This is a genomic window from Bradyrhizobium sp. LeoA1Lang (assembly GCF_055413685.1).
In genome coordinates, this window is the sequence record NZ_JBVAPG010000038.1 from 30,394 (window position 1) to 50,454 (window position 20,061).

At 63.3% G+C, this 20,061-nt stretch carries 18 protein-coding genes; 3 read left to right on the top strand and 15 right to left on the bottom strand.

Going from position 1 to position 20,061, the window contains the following annotated elements:
• Positions 1-18: 18 nt before the first annotated feature.
• Positions 19-1,656, bottom strand: a complete 1,638-nt coding sequence (locus ACZYOF_RS15425; RefSeq protein ID WP_463716288.1) for an isocitrate lyase — start codon at positions 1,654-1,656, stop codon at positions 19-21.
• 223 nt (positions 1,657-1,879) lie between these two features.
• On the opposite strand from ACZYOF_RS15425, the gene ACZYOF_RS15430 reads away from it, so the two are divergent.
• A complete protein-coding gene (locus ACZYOF_RS15430; RefSeq protein WP_463716289.1) occupies positions 1,880-3,325 on the top strand; it encodes a helix-turn-helix domain-containing protein in 1,446 nt (481 codons plus the stop codon).
• A gap of 195 nt (positions 3,326-3,520) precedes the next feature.
• Here the strand turns inward: ACZYOF_RS15430 and ACZYOF_RS15435 are convergent, their stop codons facing one another.
• The 4 genes from ACZYOF_RS15435 to htpX form a co-directional block, all read right to left on the bottom strand.
• Positions 3,521-3,769: a hypothetical protein gene (locus ACZYOF_RS15435; protein WP_463716290.1), complete on the bottom strand. Its 249-nt coding sequence runs from the start codon at positions 3,767-3,769 to the stop codon at positions 3,521-3,523.
• Between the two features lie 1,063 nt (positions 3,770-4,832).
• Entirely contained in the window at positions 4,833-5,528 is a 696-nt protein-coding gene (locus ACZYOF_RS15440) for a hypothetical protein (protein ID WP_282532144.1), read from the bottom strand.
• A 133-nt stretch (positions 5,529-5,661) separates the two neighbouring features.
• On the bottom strand, positions 5,662-5,862 hold the full coding sequence (locus tag ACZYOF_RS15445) for a DUF2905 domain-containing protein (RefSeq protein WP_282532145.1): 201 nt from the start codon (positions 5,860-5,862) through the stop codon (positions 5,662-5,664).
• A 48-nt stretch (positions 5,863-5,910) separates the two neighbouring features.
• A complete protein-coding gene (htpX, locus tag ACZYOF_RS15450) occupies positions 5,911-6,843 on the bottom strand; it encodes a zinc metalloprotease HtpX (RefSeq protein ID WP_282532146.1) in 933 nt (310 codons plus the stop codon).
• 374 nt (positions 6,844-7,217) lie between these two features.
• Here htpX and ACZYOF_RS15455 point away from each other — a divergent pair, with 374 nt between their 5' ends.
• Together ACZYOF_RS15455 and ACZYOF_RS15460 are read left to right on the top strand one after the other, a co-directional pair.
• A complete protein-coding gene (locus tag ACZYOF_RS15455; protein WP_463716291.1) occupies positions 7,218-8,540 on the top strand; it encodes a lytic murein transglycosylase in 1,323 nt (440 codons plus the stop codon).
• Between the two features lie 234 nt (positions 8,541-8,774).
• Positions 8,775-9,878: an alkene reductase gene (locus ACZYOF_RS15460; protein ID WP_394568421.1), complete on the top strand. Its 1,104-nt coding sequence runs from the start codon at positions 8,775-8,777 to the stop codon at positions 9,876-9,878.
• A 364-nt stretch (positions 9,879-10,242) separates the two neighbouring features.
• Here ACZYOF_RS15460 and ACZYOF_RS15465 read toward each other — a convergent pair whose 3' ends face one another.
• From ACZYOF_RS15465 to ACZYOF_RS15510, 10 genes are all read right to left on the bottom strand, one after another.
• Positions 10,243-11,985, bottom strand: coding sequence for an ABC transporter substrate-binding protein (locus tag ACZYOF_RS15465; protein WP_463716297.1), 1,743 nt, complete (start codon positions 11,983-11,985; stop codon positions 10,243-10,245).
• Positions 11,986-12,100: 115 nt separating this feature from the next.
• Positions 12,101-12,430 carry a DUF2160 domain-containing protein gene (locus tag ACZYOF_RS15470; RefSeq protein ID WP_463716292.1) on the bottom strand — a complete coding sequence of 110 codons (330 nt, stop codon included), beginning with the start codon at positions 12,428-12,430 and terminating at the stop codon, positions 12,101-12,103.
• Positions 12,431-12,440: 10 nt separating this feature from the next.
• Complete coding sequence (locus ACZYOF_RS15475) at positions 12,441-13,247, bottom strand: carbohydrate ABC transporter permease (protein WP_130576841.1); 807 nt, start codon at positions 13,245-13,247, stop codon at positions 12,441-12,443.
• On the bottom strand, positions 13,247-14,149 hold the full coding sequence (locus ACZYOF_RS15480; RefSeq protein ID WP_130576840.1) for a carbohydrate ABC transporter permease: 903 nt from the start codon (positions 14,147-14,149) through the stop codon (positions 13,247-13,249). Before ACZYOF_RS15480 ends, ACZYOF_RS15475 begins: the two co-directional genes overlap by 1 nt.
• Positions 14,149-15,234: an ABC transporter ATP-binding protein gene (locus tag ACZYOF_RS15485; RefSeq protein WP_130576839.1), complete on the bottom strand. Its 1,086-nt coding sequence runs from the start codon at positions 15,232-15,234 to the stop codon at positions 14,149-14,151. Before ACZYOF_RS15485 ends, ACZYOF_RS15480 begins: the two co-directional genes overlap by 1 nt.
• Positions 15,235-15,246: 12 nt before the next feature.
• On the bottom strand, positions 15,247-16,326 hold the full coding sequence (locus tag ACZYOF_RS15490; protein WP_130576838.1) for an ABC transporter ATP-binding protein: 1,080 nt from the start codon (positions 16,324-16,326) through the stop codon (positions 15,247-15,249).
• Positions 16,323-17,867, bottom strand: coding sequence for a glycerol-3-phosphate dehydrogenase (gene glpD / locus ACZYOF_RS15495; RefSeq protein ID WP_130576837.1), 1,545 nt, complete (start codon positions 17,865-17,867; stop codon positions 16,323-16,325). Before glpD ends, ACZYOF_RS15490 begins: the two co-directional genes overlap by 4 nt.
• A 386-nt stretch (positions 17,868-18,253) precedes the next feature.
• Complete coding sequence (locus tag ACZYOF_RS15500; protein WP_463716293.1) at positions 18,254-19,102, bottom strand: DeoR/GlpR family DNA-binding transcription regulator; 849 nt, start codon at positions 19,100-19,102, stop codon at positions 18,254-18,256.
• Between the two features lie 147 nt (positions 19,103-19,249).
• On the bottom strand, positions 19,250-19,441 hold the full coding sequence (locus ACZYOF_RS15505; protein WP_130576836.1) for a hypothetical protein: 192 nt from the start codon (positions 19,439-19,441) through the stop codon (positions 19,250-19,252).
• Positions 19,442-19,652: 211 nt separating this feature from the next.
• Complete coding sequence (locus tag ACZYOF_RS15510) at positions 19,653-20,054, bottom strand: acyl-CoA thioesterase (RefSeq protein WP_130576855.1); 402 nt, start codon at positions 20,052-20,054, stop codon at positions 19,653-19,655.
• Positions 20,055-20,061 lie beyond the last annotated feature (7 nt).

The following is a 20,061-nucleotide window of genomic DNA, read 5'->3' on the forward strand; positions in this document are numbered from 1 at the left end:
TCCTGATCGATTCCACCGTTAGCCGAACTGGTTCATCGTGTTGTGGGCGCCGCCCGCCTTCAGCGCGGCTTCACCAGCAAAATATTCCTTGTGATCGTCGCCGATATCGGAGCCGGCCATGTTCTGATGCTTGACGCAGGCGATACCCTGGCGGATCTCCTGGCGCTGAACATTCTTCACATAGCCCAGCATGCCCTGCTCGCCGAAATACTCCCTCGCGAGATTATCAGTCGACAGAGCTGCCGTGTGGTAGGTCGGCAACGTGATCAGATGATGGAAGATGCCGGCGCGCTTGGCTGAATCGGCCTGGAAGGTGCGGATGCGCTCGTCGGCTTCGATTGCCAGCGGCGTGTTGTCGTATTCCGCCTTCATCAGCTCGGCACGGTTGTACTTGCTGACATCCTTGCCGGCTTCCTTCATCGCGTCGTAGACCTGCCAACGGAAGTTGAGCGTCCAGTTGAAGGACGGCGAGTTGTTGTAGGCCAGCTTCGCGTTCGGAACCACCTTGCGGATCCGATCGACCATCTTGGCGATCTGCTCGATATGCGGCTTCTCGGTCTCGATCCACAGCAAGTCGGCGCCGTTCTGCAACGAGGTGATGCAGTCCAGCACGCAGCGGTCTTCGCCGGTGCCGGGGCGGAACTGATAGAGATTGCTGGGAAGCCGCTTCGGACGCATCATCTTGCCGTTCTGGTTGATGATGACGTCGCCGTTCCGAGCGTTGGCGGCCGTCACTTCCTCGCAATCCAGGAAGCTGTTGTACTGGTCGCCGAGGTCGCCGGGCTTGTGGCTCACGGCGATCTGTTGCGTGAGGCCGGCGCCGAGCGAGTCGGTGCGGGTCACGACGACGCCGTCTTCGACGCCCAACTCAAGGAACGCGTGACGGCAGGCACGAATCTTCGCCAGGAAGACCTCATGCGGCACGGTGACCTTGCCGTCCTGGTGGCCGCACTGCTTCTCGTCCGAGACCTGGTTTTCGATCTGCAGGGCGCAGGCGCCCGCTTCGATCATCTTCTTGGCGAGCAGATAGGTCGCTTCCGCGTTGCCAAAGCCGGCATCGATGTCAGCGATGACGGGCACGACGTGGGTCTGGAAGTTGTCGATCTTCTCGATCAGCGCCTTTTCCTTCGCCTTGTCGCCTTCCTTGCGGGCGGCGTCGAGCGCGCGGAAGATATCGTTCAGCTCACGCGAGTCCGCTTGACGCAGGAAGGTGTAGAGCTCCTCGATCAGGGCCGGCACCGAGGTCTTCTCGTGCATCGACTGGTCGGGCAGCGGTCCGAACTCGGAGCGGAGCGCGGCGATCATCCAGCCGGACAGGTACAGGTAACGGCGATCGGTCGTGCCGAAATGCTTCTTGACCGAAATCAGCTTCTGCTGGGCGATGAAGCCATGCCAGCAACCCAGCGACTGGGTGTACTTGGTGGGGTCGCCGTCATAGGCGGCCATGTCGGCACGCATCAGCGCCGCGGTGTAGCGGGCGACGTCGAGGCCGGTCTTGAAGCGGTTCTGCAGCCGCATGCGCGCCACGGCTTCGGCGGTCACACCGTTCCACGTGTCCTTGGTCTTGAGGAGTGCTTCGGCGGCTTCAATCTCGCTCAGATAGGAAGCCGGTCCCTGGATAGCCCGGTCGCTGATCCCACGTGGCTGGTAGTTCATGTGCGTGCTCCTTTCGGTGACGACCAACCGCAGCGCTTGTCTCCGCTACTCTCGTCGATCGACATTCGTGACAGTGCATTGCGAAATGCGTGTCAGGAGCTAAACGCAAAGCGCCGCGATTAGTACAGATGGCTTGCATTTGAATGGTGATGTCATGTAACATCTGTTCTTGTGTGAAATGTCATTTTGTAAACTTTGTAGATAATAGGTCAGCAACACTGCCATGCCTGCCGAGCCCGGAAAAAAGCTGTTTGTCGGCCCCCGATTCCGCCGGATCCGGCAGCAATTGGGGCTGTCGCAGACGCAGATCGCCGAGGGGCTCGGCATTTCCCCGAGCTACATCAACCTGATCGAGCGCAACCAGCGCCCGGTGACGGCGCAGATCCTGCTCCGCCTGGCCGAGACCTACGACCTCGACCTGCGCGACCTCGCGACCGCCGACGAGGATCGCTTCTTTGCCGAGCTCAACGAGATCTTCTCCGATCCCCTGTTCCGCCAGATCGACGTTCCCAAGCAGGAACTGCGTGACCTCGCCGAGCTCTGCCCAGGGGTAACGCACGCGCTGCAGCGCCTCTACGCCGCCTATGCCGAGGCACGCCGCGGCGAGACCCTGGTCGCCGCCCAGATGGCCGACCGCAACGAGGGCGCCCGCTTCGAGGCCAATCCGATCGAGCGCGTGCGCGACCTGATCGAGGCCAACCGCAACTATTTCCCCGAGCTCGAGACGGCAGCGGAGAATTTGCGCGACGAGCTGAACGTGGCCGCCGACGAGCTGTTCGCGGCGCTCTCGACGCGATTGCGCGAAAAGCACTCGATCGTAACCCGGATCATGCCGGTTGACGTGATGCGGGAGACGCTGCGGCGCTTCGACCGCCATCGCCGCCAGCTCCTGATTTCCGAGCTGGTCGATACGCCGAGCCGCACCTTCCAGCTCGCATTGCAAATCGGGCTTGCCGAATGCGGCGGAAGCATCGATTCCATCGTCGGCCGCGGCGGTCCGCTCGACGATGCGGCGCGCCGGCTCTACCGCATCACGCTCGCGAACTATTTCGCCGCCGCGGTGATGATGCCCTACCAGCCCTTCCTCGCCGCCGCCGAGGCGCTGAGCTACGACGTGCATGTGCTGGCGCAGCGATTCAACGCCGGCTTCGAGCAGATCTGTCATCGCCTGACCACGCTGCAGCGGCCGAACGCGCGCGGCGTGCCGTTCTTCATGCTGCGGGTCGACAATGCCGGCAATGTGTCCAAGCGCTTCTCCTCCGGCACGTTTCCGTTCTCGAAATTCGGCGGCACCTGCCCGCTCTGGAACGTGCATTCGACCTTCGACACGCCGGACCGGCTGCTCAAGCAGGTGATCGAGCTGCCGGACGGCACGCGCTATTTCTCGATCGCGCAGATGGTGCGCCGGCCGATCGCGCCGCACCCGCTGCCGCAGCCGCGCTTTGCGATCAGCCTGGGCTGCGAGATCCGCCACGCCTCGCGCCTGATCTACGCCGCCGGCATGGACCTCGAGAAGGCCGAGGGCACGCCGATTGGCGTCAACTGCCGCCTCTGCGAGCGCGAGAACTGCGCCCAGCGCGCGGAGCCGCCGATCACGCGCACACTGATCCTGGACGAGAACACGCGGCGGGTGTCGTCGTTCGCGTTTTCGAATGCGCGGGAGTTGTAACGAGTGCTCCGTGTTCGCTCCTCATCCTGAGGAGCGGCGTCTTCGCCGCGTCTCCGGACGATGCTACGCATCGCCGGGAGAAGGATGAGGTCCGGCCGGTGGCCTCGCCCTTCGAGACGCCTGCTTCGCAGGCCCCTCAGGGTGAGGGGAGATAGAGGCAAGCGTGCGCTGGGCCCACCTTGTATTTCCTCGCACTCAATCCACCGCAGCATATACCTTGCACCAGCCGTCGCGGCTGATGTCGCCGGCGACAACCCTGCACGATTTCGGTGCTTCGAAGAATGTGCACATGCCGCAGCTATAGATCCCGTTCGGCGTGTCCTGATAGCCGGCTTCCTGCAGCGTCATCTTTTCCGCCGCGTTCGCCCGCGACCTGCGCAACAGCAACGTGCCCGATGCGGTGCCGAGGAGCGTGCGGATGAGTTTTCGCCGCAACTGATCCATGCTGATCGCCTTCGATCGTCCCGTGATTACCGACGATCATAGTGAAGAGATCACGGCCCCAGCGTGGCGAACAAGCAGTTGCGGGACTGCGTAGGGTGGGCAAAGGCGCGTCTATCGCGCCGTGCCCACTGTCAAGCACTCCACTCGTAATGGTGGGCACGCTTCGCTTTGCCCACCCTACGGCTTGCCGCGAGTTATGATTCAATTTTCAAACAGCGGAGAGGATGTGAGTCCGCGTTCTCGCGGCATGCATTGCCCGAGCTTTGCGTCTCGTTTCACCCTCCTCGATATCAGAGGGCGCAGGGAAAGCCGGGTGCCGGTTGCACCCATGGGTCCCGTGCAACAAAAAGCACGGGGGTAGGACCACAGGTTCAACCGAAGCATTCCGGCTTTCCCTGCGCGATGGTGTTACGGCTTACTTCGTGCTCTCCCCGGTGACCGGGCTTTCTTGCCACCGTCATCTCAAGCGCGAACTTGTTCGCGCGAAAAACTTAGCGCCAGCGTCGGGGCGCCAGGACCACACGACTTCGCCGTCCGCTGATGTCACGCTCGTCAGTCGCGCCACCCGCGTCCACCGCATCTCACCGCAACGTTCGTGACGATCGCGAGCCGCCCCTCATCTGGGTGAGACGCGCGGAGTTAAATCACTGATTTGCCCGACGGCGAAAGCGGAATGTTTTTTGTGTGAGGGCTGGACGAGCCAAATCACGTTGATTGGCTTAAGGAAAATCGCGCGAATGATACGACGCCGTCATGCCCGGGCTTGCCCGTCTTCGCTATCGCTTCGCCGGACTGAGATTAGAGTGCCCGGCGAAGCCTCGGCGTAGCCGGGTCCCGGGCATCCACGTCCTTCGCGCCCGGGACAACGTGGATGGCCGGGTCAAGCCCGGCCATGACGGAGGAGAGGATTGGGCAACGCGTCGCTCAGTCATTCCGGGGCGATGCGTCAGCATCGAGCCCGGAATCCATTTCTCCACCTGCGCTCGCGGCCCGATGGATTCGCGCTACGCGCGCCCCGGAATGACGGCGGAGGTTGTTGCTGCATGCGCCCGCAATGCGCGCTTCACGCGGCCGGTTCATCCGGATCGAGTGCGGCCTGGAAGCGCGTTGATGCATCGCTTGCTTCACCGGACGCACCAAACACCGCGGCGACGGTGATGTCCTTGGCGAGATGGGTGCATTCGAGCCAGACCAGATTGAGCATCAGCGGCGGCAGTTCGCGCGCCTGCTGCATGTTCCTGCAGCGGGCCTCCGCGCCCTCCATGCCCCACCATTGCTGAGCGACCGTCACGACCCTGCGGAAATTGCGCAAGGTGCCTGACGCCTTCGCGCGATCGACCTTGGCGAGCAGCGCGCAATGGTTCAGCCAGTTCAGCCCGGCGATGATGGCGATCGCGACGTCGTCGACGGCGCGTCCGGTGAAATCGATCACCGTGTCCTCGTGCGGCTGCTGGCGCAGGAAGCCGTCGATCAGCTCAGCCTGGCGCGACGGCTCCGTCAGAAGCGCGGAGTCGCGTCCCGGGATCATGGTCAGATAGCGCATCCCTTCCAGCCGTGTGTGGCGCCAGATTTCGCGCGGGCTGGCGCTCGCATCATTCGATTTGCGCTTGCAGGCGGGATAGACGAGATCGCCGTGATCGGCCTTTTCGAGATATGTCGCGACGACCTTGTCCAGCGCCTGCAACAAGGCATCCGCGCCGGCCCTGGCATCCAGGACCTCTTCTGACGGAACCTCTCTGCCCCAACCAAACAAGGCCATTGCTTGTTTCCGGCGTGATCCTCTCGTTTTGCGAGTGTAGCACCAGCGCGGCCGATTGCACTGCGCCAATCCGCCGTATTTTTCGGCAAGGGCGGGACGGCGCCGGCGGGATTCCGGCGGAACCCCCGCTCTCCTAGCGGTTGACGAGCCAGATGATCACGCTCAGCACGACGCTGAGCAATAGCGACGTCATCAGTGGGAAATAGAACGAATAATTTGATCCCTCGACATGGATGTCACCAGGCAGGCGGCCAAGCCCGAGCTTGCCGATCACCGGCCAGAGCAGACCAGCGGCGAGGAGGAGCAGTCCGAGGATGATCAGCGTGCGCTGCATCCGGCACCTCCAATTCGTGGGGCGGTTTATCCGCCCCACGAATATCGCTTAACCCCACGGTCCGCGCGAGGTGGTCGTGCCGCCCCATGGGCTGCCTGAAGGATAGCGCGTTCCGGCGGAAGGTGCACCACTGGCGCCGAGCTCGGCAGCGAGCTGCTGCAGCGCTGCGATGCGGTTCTCGGTCGACGGGTGGGTGGAGAAGAGATTGTCGACGCCATGGCCCGACAACGGATTGATGATGAACATATGGGCGGTCGCGGGATTGCGCTCGGCCTCAAAGTTCGGCACCTGGTGCGCGGCATTCTCGATCTTCATCAGCGCGGACGCGAGCCACATCGGCTGGCCGACGATACGCGCGCCGAGATTGTCGGCGGCATATTCCCGGGTGCGGCTGATCGCCGTCTGCACCAGCATGGCGCCCAGCGGCCCCAGGATCATCAGCGCGATCGAACCGACGATGCCCGGACCGCTGTTGCTGTTACGGTGGCCGCCGAAGAACATGCCGAATTGCGCCAGCATCGAGATCGCGCCGGCGATGGTGGCGGTGATCGTCATCAACAGCGTGTCGTGGTTCTTGATATGCGCGAGCTCATGCGCAATCACGCCGGCGAGCTCCTCGCGGCTGAGCTGCTGCATGATGCCGGCGGTGACGGCGACCGCGGCATTCTGCGGATTGCGGCCGGTGGCAAACGCGTTGGGCTGCGCCTCGTCCATCACGAACACGCGCGGCATCGGCAGGCCGGCGCGGCGCGCGAGCTCGGCGACGAGGCCAACGAGTTCGGGCGCGGTGCGTGCATCGACCTCATGGGCGCCGTACATCCTGAGCACCATGCGGTCGGAATTCCAGTAGGTGAACAGATTGGTCGCGGCCGCAACCACAAGCGCGATCATCGCGCCGCTGGCGCCGCCGATGAGATAGCCGATCCCCATGAACAGGGCGGTGAGGCCGGCCAGCAGAAGGGCTGTCTTGAAATAATTCATCGCCGTTTCCCCTGCGTCGTTGCGGAAAAACCACTGTTGCAGGCGCAGCTTAGGTAGGGATTTGCCTATGGGCAGCGCAAGTGGCGAAAGGTGCGTCGGGGCGACGCGGGCGAAAATACGCTGGCTCCCTCCCACGTCGTCCCGGCGAAAGCCGGGACTCATAACCACCGGACTTTGTGATGTGCTCCGCTGCAACCACTTGCTCGCGCCACAACAGTTTCCTGTGGTTATGGGTCCCGGGTCCCGGCTACGCCAAGGCTTCGCCGCGGCGCGCAAGCCCGGGACGACGGCGGAGTGAGGGATAGCTTGGGCGTAAAGCTTCACGTAAGATCATTACTATCTTTCGTAAGCCCATTCCCTACCGGCGAGTTCTGATGTTCAAGACCCGATTTGCGATCGCGGCCGTCACGATGATTGCGGCGTTTTCGTCTGCGGCCTCCGCGCAGCAATTGTTGCCGGCACCCACACGTCAGGCACCGGCGGCCGCGCGGCCTGCGACGGTGTCCTCGTCGCGCGCGGCGGCCTGCCATAATGGCCAAAGCTTCGAGCGGTTCCTTGCCGATCTCAAGCAGCGCGCGGTGTCCGAAGGCGTATCGCAGCAGGCGATCGCGGAAGCCTCGCCGTACCTCGTCTACAACCAGGGCATCGTTAACCGCGACCGCGGGCAGCGCGTGTTCGGACAGATCTTCACCGAGTTCGCAGGGAGAATGGCCGCGCCCTACCGGATGCAGCAGGGACAGCAGCACATCAAGACCTATGCGGCGGCATTCTCGCGCGCCGAGAAGGAATACGGCGTGCCGCCGGCGGTGATCGCGGCGTTCTGGGGACTGGAGAGCGACTTCGGCGCCAACATGGGCAACCTTCCAACGCTGCCTTCGCTGGTGTCGCTTGCCTATGATTGCCGGCGCTCGGAGATATTCCAGAACGAGACCATCGCGGCGCTCAAGATCATCGACCGCGGTGACCTTTCGGCCGATGAGATGGTCGGCTCCTGGGCCGGCGAGCTCGGGCAGACGCAATTCCTGCCGACGCACTATTTCAACTATGCCGTCGACTATGACGGCGATGGCCATCGCAATCTCTTGCGTAGCGGGCCCGACGTGATCGGCTCGACTGCGAACTATATCGCCAACGGATTGAAGTGGCGGCGCGGCGAGCCGTGGCTGCAGGAAGTGCGCGTGACCGCATCCAGCTTTCCGTGGGATCAGGCCGATCTCACGACAAAACTGCCGCGCTCGAAATGGGCGCAGCTCGGCGTGACCTATCCGGATGGACGTCCACTAGCGAATGACGACATGCCGGCGTCGCTGCTGTTGCCGATGGGACGGATGGGGCCGGCGTTCCTGGCCTATGCGAATTTCGCCGCCTACACCGAATGGAACAATTCGCTGATCTATTCGACCACCGCCGGGTATCTGGCGAGCCGCATCGCAGGCAGCCCGCCGATGCTGCGGCCTTCGGGTCCCGTGGCGCAGTTGCCGTTCCAGGAGATCAAGGAATTGCAGCAGCACTTGGTGCGCGCCGGCTTCAATGTCGGCAAGGTCGACGGCGTGCTCGGACAGGCGAGCCGCAGCGCGGTGAAGGCGATGCAGATCAAATATGGACTACCGGCGGATTCCTGGCCATCAGCGGAGCTGCTGGCGCGGATGCGCGGGCGCGCCCAGCCGACGGAAGCGGCAATGCCGGCCGTTCGTTAGACCCGCTTCGGGAAATGGCGCCTCTGTGACAGGCTTCCTCAAGAGGTCGTTTTGCTGCACGTATCCTGATTTGCAACAAATCCTACTATGTTCGCCTGCATGTGCCGCTTTTGACGCCAGTCAAGCGACCGAACACCGCGCGTTGCTAGTCTGCACGAGAAGAATGGCTGGGGCATTGCGCCCATCGCCGCGATGCACAAATGTTGCGTATCGTTCATTTCCGGAAAGCCTCCCATGAGCCAATCCTCCAAATTGTTCGAGCCCCTCAAGCTTGGTCCGCTGACGCTGCCCAATCGGGCGGCGATGGCACCGTTGACGCGCAACCGCGCGGTGCCGCCCGGCATGGTGCCGAGCCCGCTCGCGGTCGATTATTACGCGCAGCGCGCCTCCGCCGGCCTCCTGATCACCGAGGCGAGCCAGGTCTCGCAACAGGGCCAAGGCTACCAGGACACGCCCGGCATCTATTCGAAGGAACAGATTGCGGGATGGCGCAAGGTTACCGACGCCGTGCATGCGCGCGGCGGACGCATCTTCATCCAGCTCTGGCATGTCGGCCGCATCTCCCACACCTTGCTGCAGCCGAACGGCGGCGCGCCGGTTGCGCCATCCGCGATCCGCGCCAAGACCAAGACCTTCGTGGGCGGCAGCTTTACCGATGTGTCCGAACCGCGGGCGCTCGAGTTTTCCGAAATACCTGGCATCATCGAAGACTTCCGGCGCGGCGCGGCGAACGCGATCGAAGCGGGATTCGACGGCGTCGAGATCCACGGCGCCAACGGCTATCTGCTCGACCAGTTCGCCAAGGATGGCACCAACAAGCGCACCGATGCCTATGGCGGCTCTATCGAGAACCGCGCGCGGCTGATGCTGGAAGTCTCCAAGGCGGTGGCCGCGGAAGTCGGCGCCGAGCGCACCGGCATCCGCATCTCGCCGGTGACGCCGGCCAATGACGTCTCCGACTCCAACCCGCAGCCGCTGTTCGATTACATCGTCGATGGGCTCAATGCGCTGAAGCTGGTCTATATCCACGTCATCGAAGGCGCGACCGGCGGCCCGCGCGATGTCGCGCCGTTCGACTATGCGTCATTACGCAAGCGCTTCAAGCAGGCGTATATGGCCAACAACGGCTATGACTTCGCGCTGGCGAACAAGGTGCTGGAATCCGGCGCCGCCGACCTGATCGCGTTCGGCAAGCTGTTCATCTCCAACCCCGACCTGGTCGAGCGTCTGAAGCAGGGCGCCGTGCTGAACGAATGGGACAAGAACACGTTCTACGGCGGCGGCGCGAAGGGTTATACGGACTATCCGACGCTGGAGGCGGTGGAGGCGGCGGAGTAGCCGCGAATACCGCCGTCATTGCGAGGAGCGACGGCGACGAAGCAATCCATGCCTGCCACAAGTGGAGAGATGGATTGCTTCGCTTCGCTCGCAATGACGGGTGGAAAGAACGACGTCTTTCTCCCACTGTTATTCCGGGGCAGCCCGCAGGGCTGAACCCGGAATCTATTCCACCACGTGCTTTGCTGTCCGATGATTCCGGGCTCGCGCTTCGCGCGCCCCGGAATGACGAAGGCCGGGATTGCTCCCGGCCTTTTGTTTTTCTCCGTCATGCCCGGGCTTGTCCCGGGCATCCAGTTCTTCCATACCCGCGGCAACGCGTGGATGGCCGGGACGAGCCCGGCCAAGACGGCGTTGCGGGAGCTTACTTCGCTTCCGCACGCTTCGGCGGGGTGGCGGGCCACGACTTGATCAGGGTGTCGTAGTCGACTGTCTCGCCCTTCGGCTTCTCGTTGGCGAGCTTGCGCTGGGGCGCGATGGTGCCGTCCTTCTCGGCCTTGGCGAACCAGTATTCCGCCTTCTCCTTCTTGTTCAGCTTCGGGCCGCAGGCGCCCTGCACGCCGGATTTCTCGAGCCGTTCCATCACCGAGTCCTGGGCCGCGGCGAGCGCGTCCATCGCCTGCTGCGGCGTCTTCGCACCGGACGACGCATCGCCGATGTTCTGCCACCAGAGCTGGGCGAGCTTCGGATAATCAGGCACGTTGTTGCCGGTCGGAGTCCACTGCACGCGCGCGGGCGAGCGGTAGAACTCGATCAGGCCGCCGAGCTTCGGCGCGCGCTCGGTGAACGACTTGTCCCAGATGTCGGACTCGCGGATGAAGGTGAGACCGACATGGCTCTTCTTCAACGACACCGTCTTGGAGACGATGAACTGCAGATAGAGCCAAGCCGCCTTGCGGCGATCCGCCGGCGTCGACTTCAGAAGCGTCAGCGAGCCGGCGTCCTGATAGCCGAGCTTCATGCCTTCCCGCCAGTAGGAGCCGTGCGGCGACGGAGCCATGCGCCATTTCGGCGTGCCGTCTGCGTTCATGACGGGAATGCCGGGCTTCACCATGTCGGCGGTGAACGCGGTGTACCAGAAGATCTGCTGGGCGATGTTGCCCTGCGCCGGCACCGGACCCGATTCAGAGAAGGTCATGCCCTGCGCCTGCGGCGGAGCATACTTCTTCAACCACTCGAGATATTTGGTGATCGAGTAGACGGCGGCCGGACCGTTGGTGTCGCCGCCGCGCTCGACCGACGAGCCCACGGGGCGGCAGCCTTCCATGCGGATGCCCCACTCGTCGACCGGCAGACCGTTCGGAATGCCCCTGTCGCCATTGCCCGCCATCGACAGCCAGGCGTCGGTGAAGCGCCAGCCGAGCGAGGGGTCCTTCTTGCCATAGTCCATATGGCCGTAGACCTTGACGCCGTTGATTTCCTTGATGTCGTTGGTGAAGAACTCGGCGATATCTTCATACGCCGACCAGTTCACGGGCACGCCGAGCTCGTAGCCATACTTGGCCTTGAACTTAGCCTTGTAGTCGGGGTTGGTGAACCAGTCGTAGCGGAACCAGTAGACGTTGGCGAACTGCTGGTCGGGCAATTGATAGAGCTTGCCGTCCGGCGCTGTCGTGAACGACTTGCCGATGAAGTCGTTGACTTCGAGATAGGGATCGGTGACGTCCTTGCCCTCGCCGGTCATATAGTCCGACAGCACGATGGTCTGGCCGTAGCGGAAATGCGTGCCGATCAGGTCGCTATCGTTGATCCAGCCGTCATAGACGTTCTTGCCGGACTGCATCTGGGTCTGCAGCTTCTCGACGACGTCGCCTTCCTGGATGGTGTCGTGCTTGAGCTTGATGCCGGTGATTTCGCTGAATGCCTTGGCGAGGGTCTTCGCCTCATATTCATGCGTCGTGATGGTTTCCGACACGACGTTGATTTCCATGCCCTTGAAGGGCTCGGCCGCCTTCGCGAACCATTGCAGCTCCTTCATCTGGTCTTCCTTCGACAGGGTCGAAGGCTGGAATTCGCTGTCGATCCATTTCTGGTTGACGGCGTCGTCGGCGCGCGCCGGCGCGGCGACGGTGGCGGCGGCCGCGATCAGCGCGGCGGCGCTGGTCATCGTAAGCAGACGGCCCCTGGTGGTTCCTCTCAAATGTCGCATGGCGTTTCCTCCTGATATAGCGACAAAACAATTCAGGTCCGGGTTGGTCCCGGATCTGCTCTTCTTCACTTCCTCAGACGGTGCGGAAAATCACAACGGCCGTGGCAAGCGAAATCAGTGTGGCGAGCCACAGGCTCGAAGCCTCGACGCCCTCCTCCCCAATGGGCAGCGTGTAGATGGAGTCGGTGCCGACGACGCCGATCCAGACGAGATGGATGACGGCGGCGAGCACCAGCGAGATGAAGAGACGATCGCCGCGCGTGGTCGGAATCCTGAGCACGCCGACCCGCTCGGCTTCGGGATAAGCGACCGCGAGCCAGGTCATCACCGCCAGCGTCATGCCGAGCAGCGCAAAGAAGATCGCCGTCGGCAGCGTCCAGGCCATCCATGCGATGCTTTCCATGGGGCGCCTCCTACACGCGACCGAGCGCGAAGCCGCGCGCGATATAGTTGCGGACGAACCAGATCACGAGCGCGCCCGGGATGATCGTGAGCGCGCCGGCCGCGGCGAGCAGGCCCCAATCCATGCCGGCGGCGGAGACCGTGCGCGTCATCACCGCCGAGATCGGCTTGGCATCCACCGAGGTCAGCGTGCGCGCGAGCAACAGCTCGACCCAGGAAAACATGAAGCAGAAGAAGGCGGCCACCCCGATGCCGCTCGCGATCAGCGGCACCAGGATCTTGATGAAGAAGCGCGGGAAGGAATAGCCGTCGAGGAACGCAGTCTCGTCGATCTCGCGCGGCACGCTGGAGACGAAGCCTTCGAGGATCCAGACCGCGAGCGGAACATTGAAGATGCAATGCGCCAGCGCCACCGCCCAGGGCGTATCGAACAGGCCGATCGCGGAATAGAGGTTGAAGAACGGCAGCGCATAGACCGCGGCCGGCGCCATGCGGTTGGAAAGCAGCCAGAAGAACAAATGCTTGTCGCCGAGGAAGCGGTAGCGCGAGAAGCCGTAAGCCGCCGGCAGCGCCACCGAGATCGAGATCACGGTGTTGATGACGACATATTTCAGCGAGTTGATGTAGCCGGAATACCAGCTCTCATCGGTGAAGATCCGCTTGTAGTTCTCGATCGTCGGCTGGTGCGGCCACAGCGTCATGGTCGAGACGATCTCGCTGTTGGTCTTGAAGCTCATGTTGATGAGCCAGTAGATCGGCAACAACAGGAAGATCAGGAACAGCGAGATGATGAGGCGACGGCCGGGAATCGTGCCCATCACACAGCTCCCTCTTTTTGCGGGCGCTCGGCGCCGGCATTGGTCATGACGGTGTAGAACACCCAGCAGACGATCAGGATGATGAGGTTGTAGACCAGCGACAGCGCCGCGGCCTTGCCGAGATCGAACTGACCGAGCGCGATCTTGACGAGCTCGATCGAGATGAAAGTGGTCGAATTGCCCGGCCCGCCGCCGGTGACGACGAACGGCTCGGTGTAGATCATGAAGCTGTCCATGAAGCGCAGCAGCACCGCGATCAGGAGCACGCGGTTCATTTTCGGCAACTGAATCGCGCGGAACACCGCCCAGCGCGAGGCGCCGTCGATCTGCGCCGCCTGATAGTACGCATCCGGAATCGACTTCAGGCCGGCATAGCAGAGCAGCGCCACCAGGCTGGTCCAGTGCCAGACATCCATCACGATCACGGTCGCCCAGGCATCGAGTTCGTTGGAGACGTAGTTGTAAGGGATACCCAGGCTGTTGAGGGTGTAGCCGAGCAGGCCGATATCTGGACGGCCGAAGATCTGCCAGATGGTGCCGACCACGTTAAACGGGATCAACAGCGGCAGCGCCAGGATCACGAGGCAGACGGCGACGGTCCAGCCCTCGCGCGGCATCGACAACGCGACGACGATACCGAGCGGTATCTCGATCGCGAGGATGATCGCGGAGAAGATCAGGTTGCGCCAGAGCGATGCAAAGAAGCGTTCGCCGAGGTCAGTCGTAGGATCGAGCAATTCCTTGAACCAGCCGACGCCGTTCCAGAAGAACTGGTTGTTGCCGAAAGTGTCCTGCATCGAATAGTTCACGACCGTCATCAGCGGGAGCACCGCCGAGAACGCGACCACCAGGAACACCGGCAGCACCAGGAACCAGGCTTTCTGATTGACCGTCTTGTCCATCAGGCGACCCCCTCGACCAGGCGGCTGTCGGCATAGACGTGCACATGCGCGGGATCGAACACGAGCCCGGCCATGTTGTCGGGCACCGAAAATCCCGGCGGCACGCGCGCCGCGAACTTGGAATCGCCGACGCGCACCCGCGCAAATCGGATGCGGCCGAGATCGTCGATCCGCTCGATCGTCGCTGCCAGCAGGCCCGAGGCCGGCGGCGCGACGTCGACGAATTCCGGCCGCACCCCGATCTCGATCTTCGCGCCCGCAGGCAGCACGCCGTAATTGCGGTGCAGGCCGATGGTGTGGCCATCGATCCTCGCCTCACGCCCATCGACATGCGCCGGCACGATGTTCATGCCGGGCGAGCCGATGAAATAGCCGACAAACGTGTGCGCGGGCTTATCGAATAGTTCGGCCGGTGTGCCGCTCTGCACCACGCGCCCGTCATGCATGACGACGACGGTGTCGGCGAAGGTCAGCGCCTCCGTCTGGTCGTGGGTGACGTAGATCATGGTCAGATCAAGCTCGCGATGCAGCGCCTTCAATTTCGAACGGAGCTGCCATTTCAATTCGGGATCGATGACGGTCAGCGGCTCGTCGAACAGGATGGCGGCGACGTCGGATCGCACCAGTCCGCGGCCGAGCGAGATCTTCTGCTTGGCATCGGCGGTGAGCCGCGTCGCCTTGCGGTTGAGATAAGGCGCAAGATCGAGCAGCTCGGCGATCCGCTTCACGCGGGCTGATATCTCCGCCTTCGGCACGCCGCGGTTCTTGAGCGGAAAGGCCAGATTCTCGCCGACCGTCATGGTGTCGTAGATGACCGGAAACTGGAACACCTGCGCAATGTTGCGCTTCTGCGTCGACAGCGGCGTGATGTCCTTGCCGTCGAACAGGATCTTTCCGCGCGACGGCGTCACGATGCCCGAGATGAGATTGAGCAGCGTGGTCTTGCCGCAGCCGGAGGGGCCGAGCAGCGCATAGGCGCCGCCCTGCCGCCACGTCATCGTCACCGGTTTCAGCGCGAAGGATTCCGGCGGCGCGTTATCGCCGCTGTAGGAGTGGGCGAGATCGACGAGGTCAATGCGGGCCATCAGGCATCTCCCTCAAGTGCGGCCAGGAGCTGCGACCAGGCGATCGGCCAGGTCGAACACGAAGACGTTGTCGGGATCGAGCGCGACGTTGAGCGCCTTCCCGGGTTCATACTCATGGACGCCGTGCAGCACCGCGACCCAATTGGCGGAATCGCGCTGCAGGTGGATGAAGCTCTCGGAGCCGGTGATCTCGGTCACGCTGACGCTGGCCGGAAACACGTGACGGCCGGCGGCGCCTTTCGCGACTTCGAGCTGATGCGCGCGGAAGCCGACGCGATAAGCGCCATCGGCAAGGTTCGCATAAAGGCCAGTCGCGGGCGCGCGCGTGCCGCCGGCATAATGCACGGTGCTGTGCCGCTTCTCGATATTGACGATGTTGAGCGGGGGATCGGAATAGACCTGGGCGACGCGCAGCGTCTCGGGCTGCCGATACACCCGCGAGCTGGCGCCGGCCTGCAGCACGCGTCCCTGCCACATGCAGATGGTGTCGCCGCCGAGCAGCAGCGCTTCCGACGGCTCCGTGGTCGCGTAGACGAAGATCGCACCCGACGCCTCGAAGATGCGCGGCAGTTCGGTGCGCAGCTCTTCGCGCAGCTTGTAGTCGAGATTGGCGAGCGGCTCATCGAGCAGCACGAGATCGGCGCCCTTGACCAGCGCGCGCGCAATCGCGGTGCGCTGCTGCTGACCACCGGAGAGCTGCAGCGGCGTGCGCTTCAGAAAGGGCTCAAGCCGCAACAGCTTTGCGGCATCCGCCACGCGCTTGTCGATCTCCTCGCGCGGCCGTCCCTGCACACGCAAGGGCGAGGCGATGTTCTCATAGACCGAGAGCGAGGGATAGTTGATGAACTGCTGGTAGACCATCGCGACCGAGCGCTGGCGCACATCGATGCCGGTGACGTCCGCACCGTCGACCAGCACGCGGCCGCTCGTCGGCTTGTCGAGGCCGGCGAGCAACCGCATGATCGAGGTCTTGCCTGATAGCGTCGGCCCGAGCAGCACGCTCAGCGTGCCGCGCTCGAGCGTCAGCGCGACATCGTGGATGGCCGGGATGCCGTCCACGGTGCGCGTGACGTGGTCGAGCGTGACGCTCATGGCCGTCCTCCCGCCTCGCGTAGCGGACGTTCGCCGGACAGTCCATGAGCGGCGATCCATTCGTCGAGCGCCGATATCTCGGCGGCCGACATCCTCAAACCCAGTTTGGAGCGGCGCCAGACGATGTCTTCGGCGGTCAACGCCCATTCGTTCGCCATCAGGTACCTGACTTCGCTTTCCGTCAAGGTGGCGCCGAAGGACTTTCCGAGATCGCCGATCGATTTCGCGCTGCCGAGTACTTTTGTCGCACGCGTGCCGTAGGCGTGTGCGAGCCGGCTCGCATGCGGCGCCGACAGGAACGGATAGTCGCGCACGAGTTCCGCAGCGAGCGCATCGACCGCGGAGACATCCATGTCGCCGCCGGGCAGCGGCGACTTGCCGGTCCAGCCCTCGCGGGCTTTCGCGCTGCGCAAATAGGGCGCAAGGCGCTCAAGCGCTTCTTCCGCCAATCGCCGATAGGTCGTGATCTTGCCGCCATAGATCGAGAGCAGCGGCACGCCGCCGGGCGTATCGAGCTCGAACACGTAATCGCGTGTGGCGGCCTTGGCCTCGCTCGCACCGTCATCATAGAGCGGGCGCACACCGGAATAGGTCCAGACCACATCCTCCCGCTTCACCGGCTTTGCGAGATACTCGCTGACGGAAGCGCAGAGATAACTGATCTCCTCCTCCGTCGCCTTCACCTTGGCGGGGTCGCCGTCATAGTCACGGTCAGTGGTGCCGATCAGCGAGAAATCATTCTGATAGGGAATCACGAAGACGATGCGGCCATCGGCGTTCTGGAAGATGTAAGCGCGGTCGTGGTCGTAGAGTTTTCTCACCACGATATGCGAGCCTTGCACGAGCCGCACTTTTGCGCGCGCGTTGACGCCGGCGCTCGAAGTCAGCACCTCTTCGACCCATGGACCGCCGGCATTGACCAGCGCACGCGCACGCACCGTCCGCCGCGCGCCGCTGCCTTCGTCCTCGACCGTGACATTCCAGAGACCGTCAGCCCGCCTGATCTCGACGGCGCGGGTGCGCGTGCAGATCTCGGCGCCGCGATCGGCGGCATCGCGCGCGGTCAGCACGACCAGCCGCGCGTCGTCGACGAAGCAATCGGAATACTCGAACCCTTTGACGTAGCGATTCTTGATCAGGGGCTTGCCGACCTCGTCGCGACTGAGGTCCACCGACCGGGTCGGCGGCAGCAGGTGCCGGCCGCCGATGTGATCATAAAGGAACAGCCCGAGCCGGAGCAGCCAGGCCGGGCGCAGGCCGGCATGGTGCGGCAAAACGAAACGCAGAGGGCGGATGATATGGGGCGCGATCTGCCAGAGGATCTCGCGCTCGATCAGGGCCTCACGGACCAGGCGGAACTCGTAATATTCGAGATAGCGCAGCCCGCCATGCACGAGCTTGGTCGACCAGGACGACGTCCCGCTCGCCAAATCATTCATTTCACAGAGGAAAACAGAATTACCCCGCCCCGCCGCATCGCGCGCGATGCCGCAGCCGTTGATGCCGCCCCCAATGATTGCGAGGTCGAAAATCCGATCCAACAGACGCTTCCCCGGCCGCTCGCGTTCGCTTTCGGCGATTTCACTTTCGGATTCGATTAGATCACAACGAAAAACGAAAGCAAACCGAAAATGGGGAACCGCGGTCTACGACTTGGGGATGAGGCGGGATTCGGGGCGATATCGGGGCCTCATCCTTCGAGACGCGCGTTCCGCGCTCCTCAGGATGAGGGGCGACGGCTCTGGCCCCTTTCCGTCATTGCGAGGAGCGATAGCGACGAAGCAATCCATGCCTCCGCAAGTGGAGGGATGGATTGCTTCGCTGCGCTCGCAATGACGTGGAGGAGAGAGCGGCGCGCTCGCATCTATCCCCTCACCCTGAGGCGGCCGCGAAGCGGGCGTCTCGAAGGGCGAGGCCACTGGCGGTGCTAGACGCTTCGCAGCGTCACCGGGGCGGGCTCGGGTGCGGCGTCGTCGATGTCGGCGGCGGGCTTGTCCATTGCCACGACCACCTCGATGCCTCTGCTGTGGCAGATGTTCGCCAGTCCCGCCGGCAATGCGGTGTCGGTGATGAAGGTCTGGATCTGGCTGATATGGGCGATGCGGACCGGGGCGCTGCGGCGGAGTTTTGTTGAGTCCGCCACCAGCATCACGTTGCGCGCGTTGGCGATGATGGCCTGGGCGACCTGGACTTCACGATAGTCGAAATCCAGGAGCGCGCCCTCCTCGTCGATCGCCGACGCGCCGATGATCGCGTAGTCGACCTTGAACTGGCCGATCAGTTGCGTCGCGGTCGAGCCGACCACGGCGCCGTCGGCGCGCCGCACGGTACCGCCCGCCACCACCACCTCGATGCGGGGATGGCGGTACAGCAGCATCGCGACATTGAGGTTGTTGGTAATGACGAGCAGCCCCTCATGCGAGGTCAGCGCGCTCGCGACCTCCTCCGTGGTGGTGCCGATATTGATGAACAGCGAGCAGCCGTTCGGAATGCGCGCGGCGGCTGCCGCCCCAATCGCCTTCTTCTCTTCGGCAGCGACGAAGCGCCGCGCCTCATAGGCAAGATTTTCCACGCCGGAGGCGATGATCGCGCCGCCATGGATGCGCGTCAGCGAACGACGGTCGCAGAGATCATTGAGGTCCTTGCGGATGGTCTGCGCGGAGACTTCGAAACGTTTGGCAAGGTCCTCCACCATCACGCGGCCAAAGGCGCGCGCGAGGTTCAGGATCTCGGTCTGGCGATGGGTCAATACTGGCACGGCGGCACCTTGCGACATCGAAAGCCGCATGCTGCGGCGGTTTGGCGCCAAGGTCAACGCGCTAGTTGTAGCCCGGATGGAGCGCAGCGTAATCCGGGAAACGGCACGGCATGGCGTCTCCCCGGATTGCGCTGCGCTCCATCCTGGCTACGGGCTTCCTGGAATCTATGATGCCAGCTTCAGCTCGCCGTCGGCGAGGCGGCGTGCGGCGCGCTCGGCTTCGCGGGCGTTGCGGAAGAGCTGGCCTTCCAATCGGTTGAATTCAGGACTGGCCGCAAAGAAGCGATAGCCACGCTCATCGCGCACGACGATGCCGGCCGGATTGGAGCCGACTTCGATGATGTAGGTATCAGACATTTCCCAGTCCCAATTGAAGTGCGGGCCTATAACGTGATGGGAGCCTGATCGTTCCGCGCTTTCATCACTGCTGCGTCCCGCGAAAAGCGATGGCCAGCGCGGCGAATTGTCCTGATATCGCCGCATTCCCGAACACCGAATCACCTGCTCTCACGAGGTGTGGGATACGAGCGGCAGATAACAACTGTGTGTAAGCGAGGAGACGTCTTGGTTACGTCGCAAGCGTGGCGCCGTCGCGCTGGATTGGCTGCGGCTGGCCATGGTCGTCGATCGAAACGTAAGTAAAATTGCCGTCGGTCACCAGGATCGATTGACGTTCCTTGCGGCGCAGCACCCAGGCTTCGAGATGGACGGTGATCGAGGTGCGGCCAATGCGCACAAGGTTGGCGTGCACGGAGACGAGATCGCCGACATAGACGGCTTTACGAAAATTCATCGCCTCGATCGCGACCGTCACCGTGCGCGATCGCGCGACCTTCGAGGCGAACACGCCGCCGCCAAGATCCATCTGGCTGAGCAGCCAGCCGCCGAAGATGTCGCCATTGGCGTTGGTATCCGCCGGCATCGCCAGCGTGCGGATGCAGAGATCGCCTTGCGGCTCATTTTGCGCCATCGGAACG

Coding starts and splice junctions, on each gene's coding strand:
- ACZYOF_RS15505 (WP_130576836.1), bottom strand. CDS start 19,441: ATGTCTGATACCTACATCATCGAAGTCGGCTCCAATCCGGCCGGCATC.
- ACZYOF_RS15485 (WP_130576839.1), bottom strand. CDS start 15,234: ATGGCCCGCATTGACCTCGTCGATCTCGCCCACTCCTACAGCGGCGAT.
- ACZYOF_RS15440 (WP_282532144.1), bottom strand. CDS start 5,528: ATGGCCTTGTTTGGTTGGGGCAGAGAGGTTCCGTCAGAAGAGGTCCTG.
- ACZYOF_RS15430 (WP_463716289.1), top strand. CDS start 1,880: ATGCCTGCCGAGCCCGGAAAAAAGCTGTTTGTCGGCCCCCGATTCCGC.
- ACZYOF_RS15465 (WP_463716297.1), bottom strand. CDS start 11,985: ATGACCAGCGCCGCCGCGCTGATCGCGGCCGCCGCCACCGTCGCCGCG.
- ACZYOF_RS15455 (WP_463716291.1), top strand. CDS start 7,218: ATGTTCAAGACCCGATTTGCGATCGCGGCCGTCACGATGATTGCGGCG.
- htpX (WP_282532146.1), bottom strand. CDS start 6,843: ATGAATTATTTCAAGACAGCCCTTCTGCTGGCCGGCCTCACCGCCCTG.
- ACZYOF_RS15490 (WP_130576838.1), bottom strand. CDS start 16,326: ATGAGCGTCACGCTCGACCACGTCACGCGCACCGTGGACGGCATCCCG.
- ACZYOF_RS15500 (WP_463716293.1), bottom strand. CDS start 19,102: ATGTCGCAAGGTGCCGCCGTGCCAGTATTGACCCATCGCCAGACCGAG.
- ACZYOF_RS15475 (WP_130576841.1), bottom strand. CDS start 13,247: ATGGGCACGATTCCCGGCCGTCGCCTCATCATCTCGCTGTTCCTGATC.
- ACZYOF_RS15435 (WP_463716290.1), bottom strand. CDS start 3,769: ATGGATCAGTTGCGGCGAAAACTCATCCGCACGCTCCTCGGCACCGCA.
- ACZYOF_RS15470 (WP_463716292.1), bottom strand. CDS start 12,430: ATGGAAAGCATCGCATGGATGGCCTGGACGCTGCCGACGGCGATCTTC.
- ACZYOF_RS15510 (WP_130576855.1), bottom strand. CDS start 20,054: ATGGCGCAAAATGAGCCGCAAGGCGATCTCTGCATCCGCACGCTGGCG.
- ACZYOF_RS15460 (WP_394568421.1), top strand. CDS start 8,775: ATGAGCCAATCCTCCAAATTGTTCGAGCCCCTCAAGCTTGGTCCGCTG.
- ACZYOF_RS15425 (WP_463716288.1), bottom strand. CDS start 1,656: ATGAACTACCAGCCACGTGGGATCAGCGACCGGGCTATCCAGGGACCG.
- ACZYOF_RS15480 (WP_130576840.1), bottom strand. CDS start 14,149: ATGGACAAGACGGTCAATCAGAAAGCCTGGTTCCTGGTGCTGCCGGTG.
- ACZYOF_RS15445 (WP_282532145.1), bottom strand. CDS start 5,862: ATGCAGCGCACGCTGATCATCCTCGGACTGCTCCTCCTCGCCGCTGGT.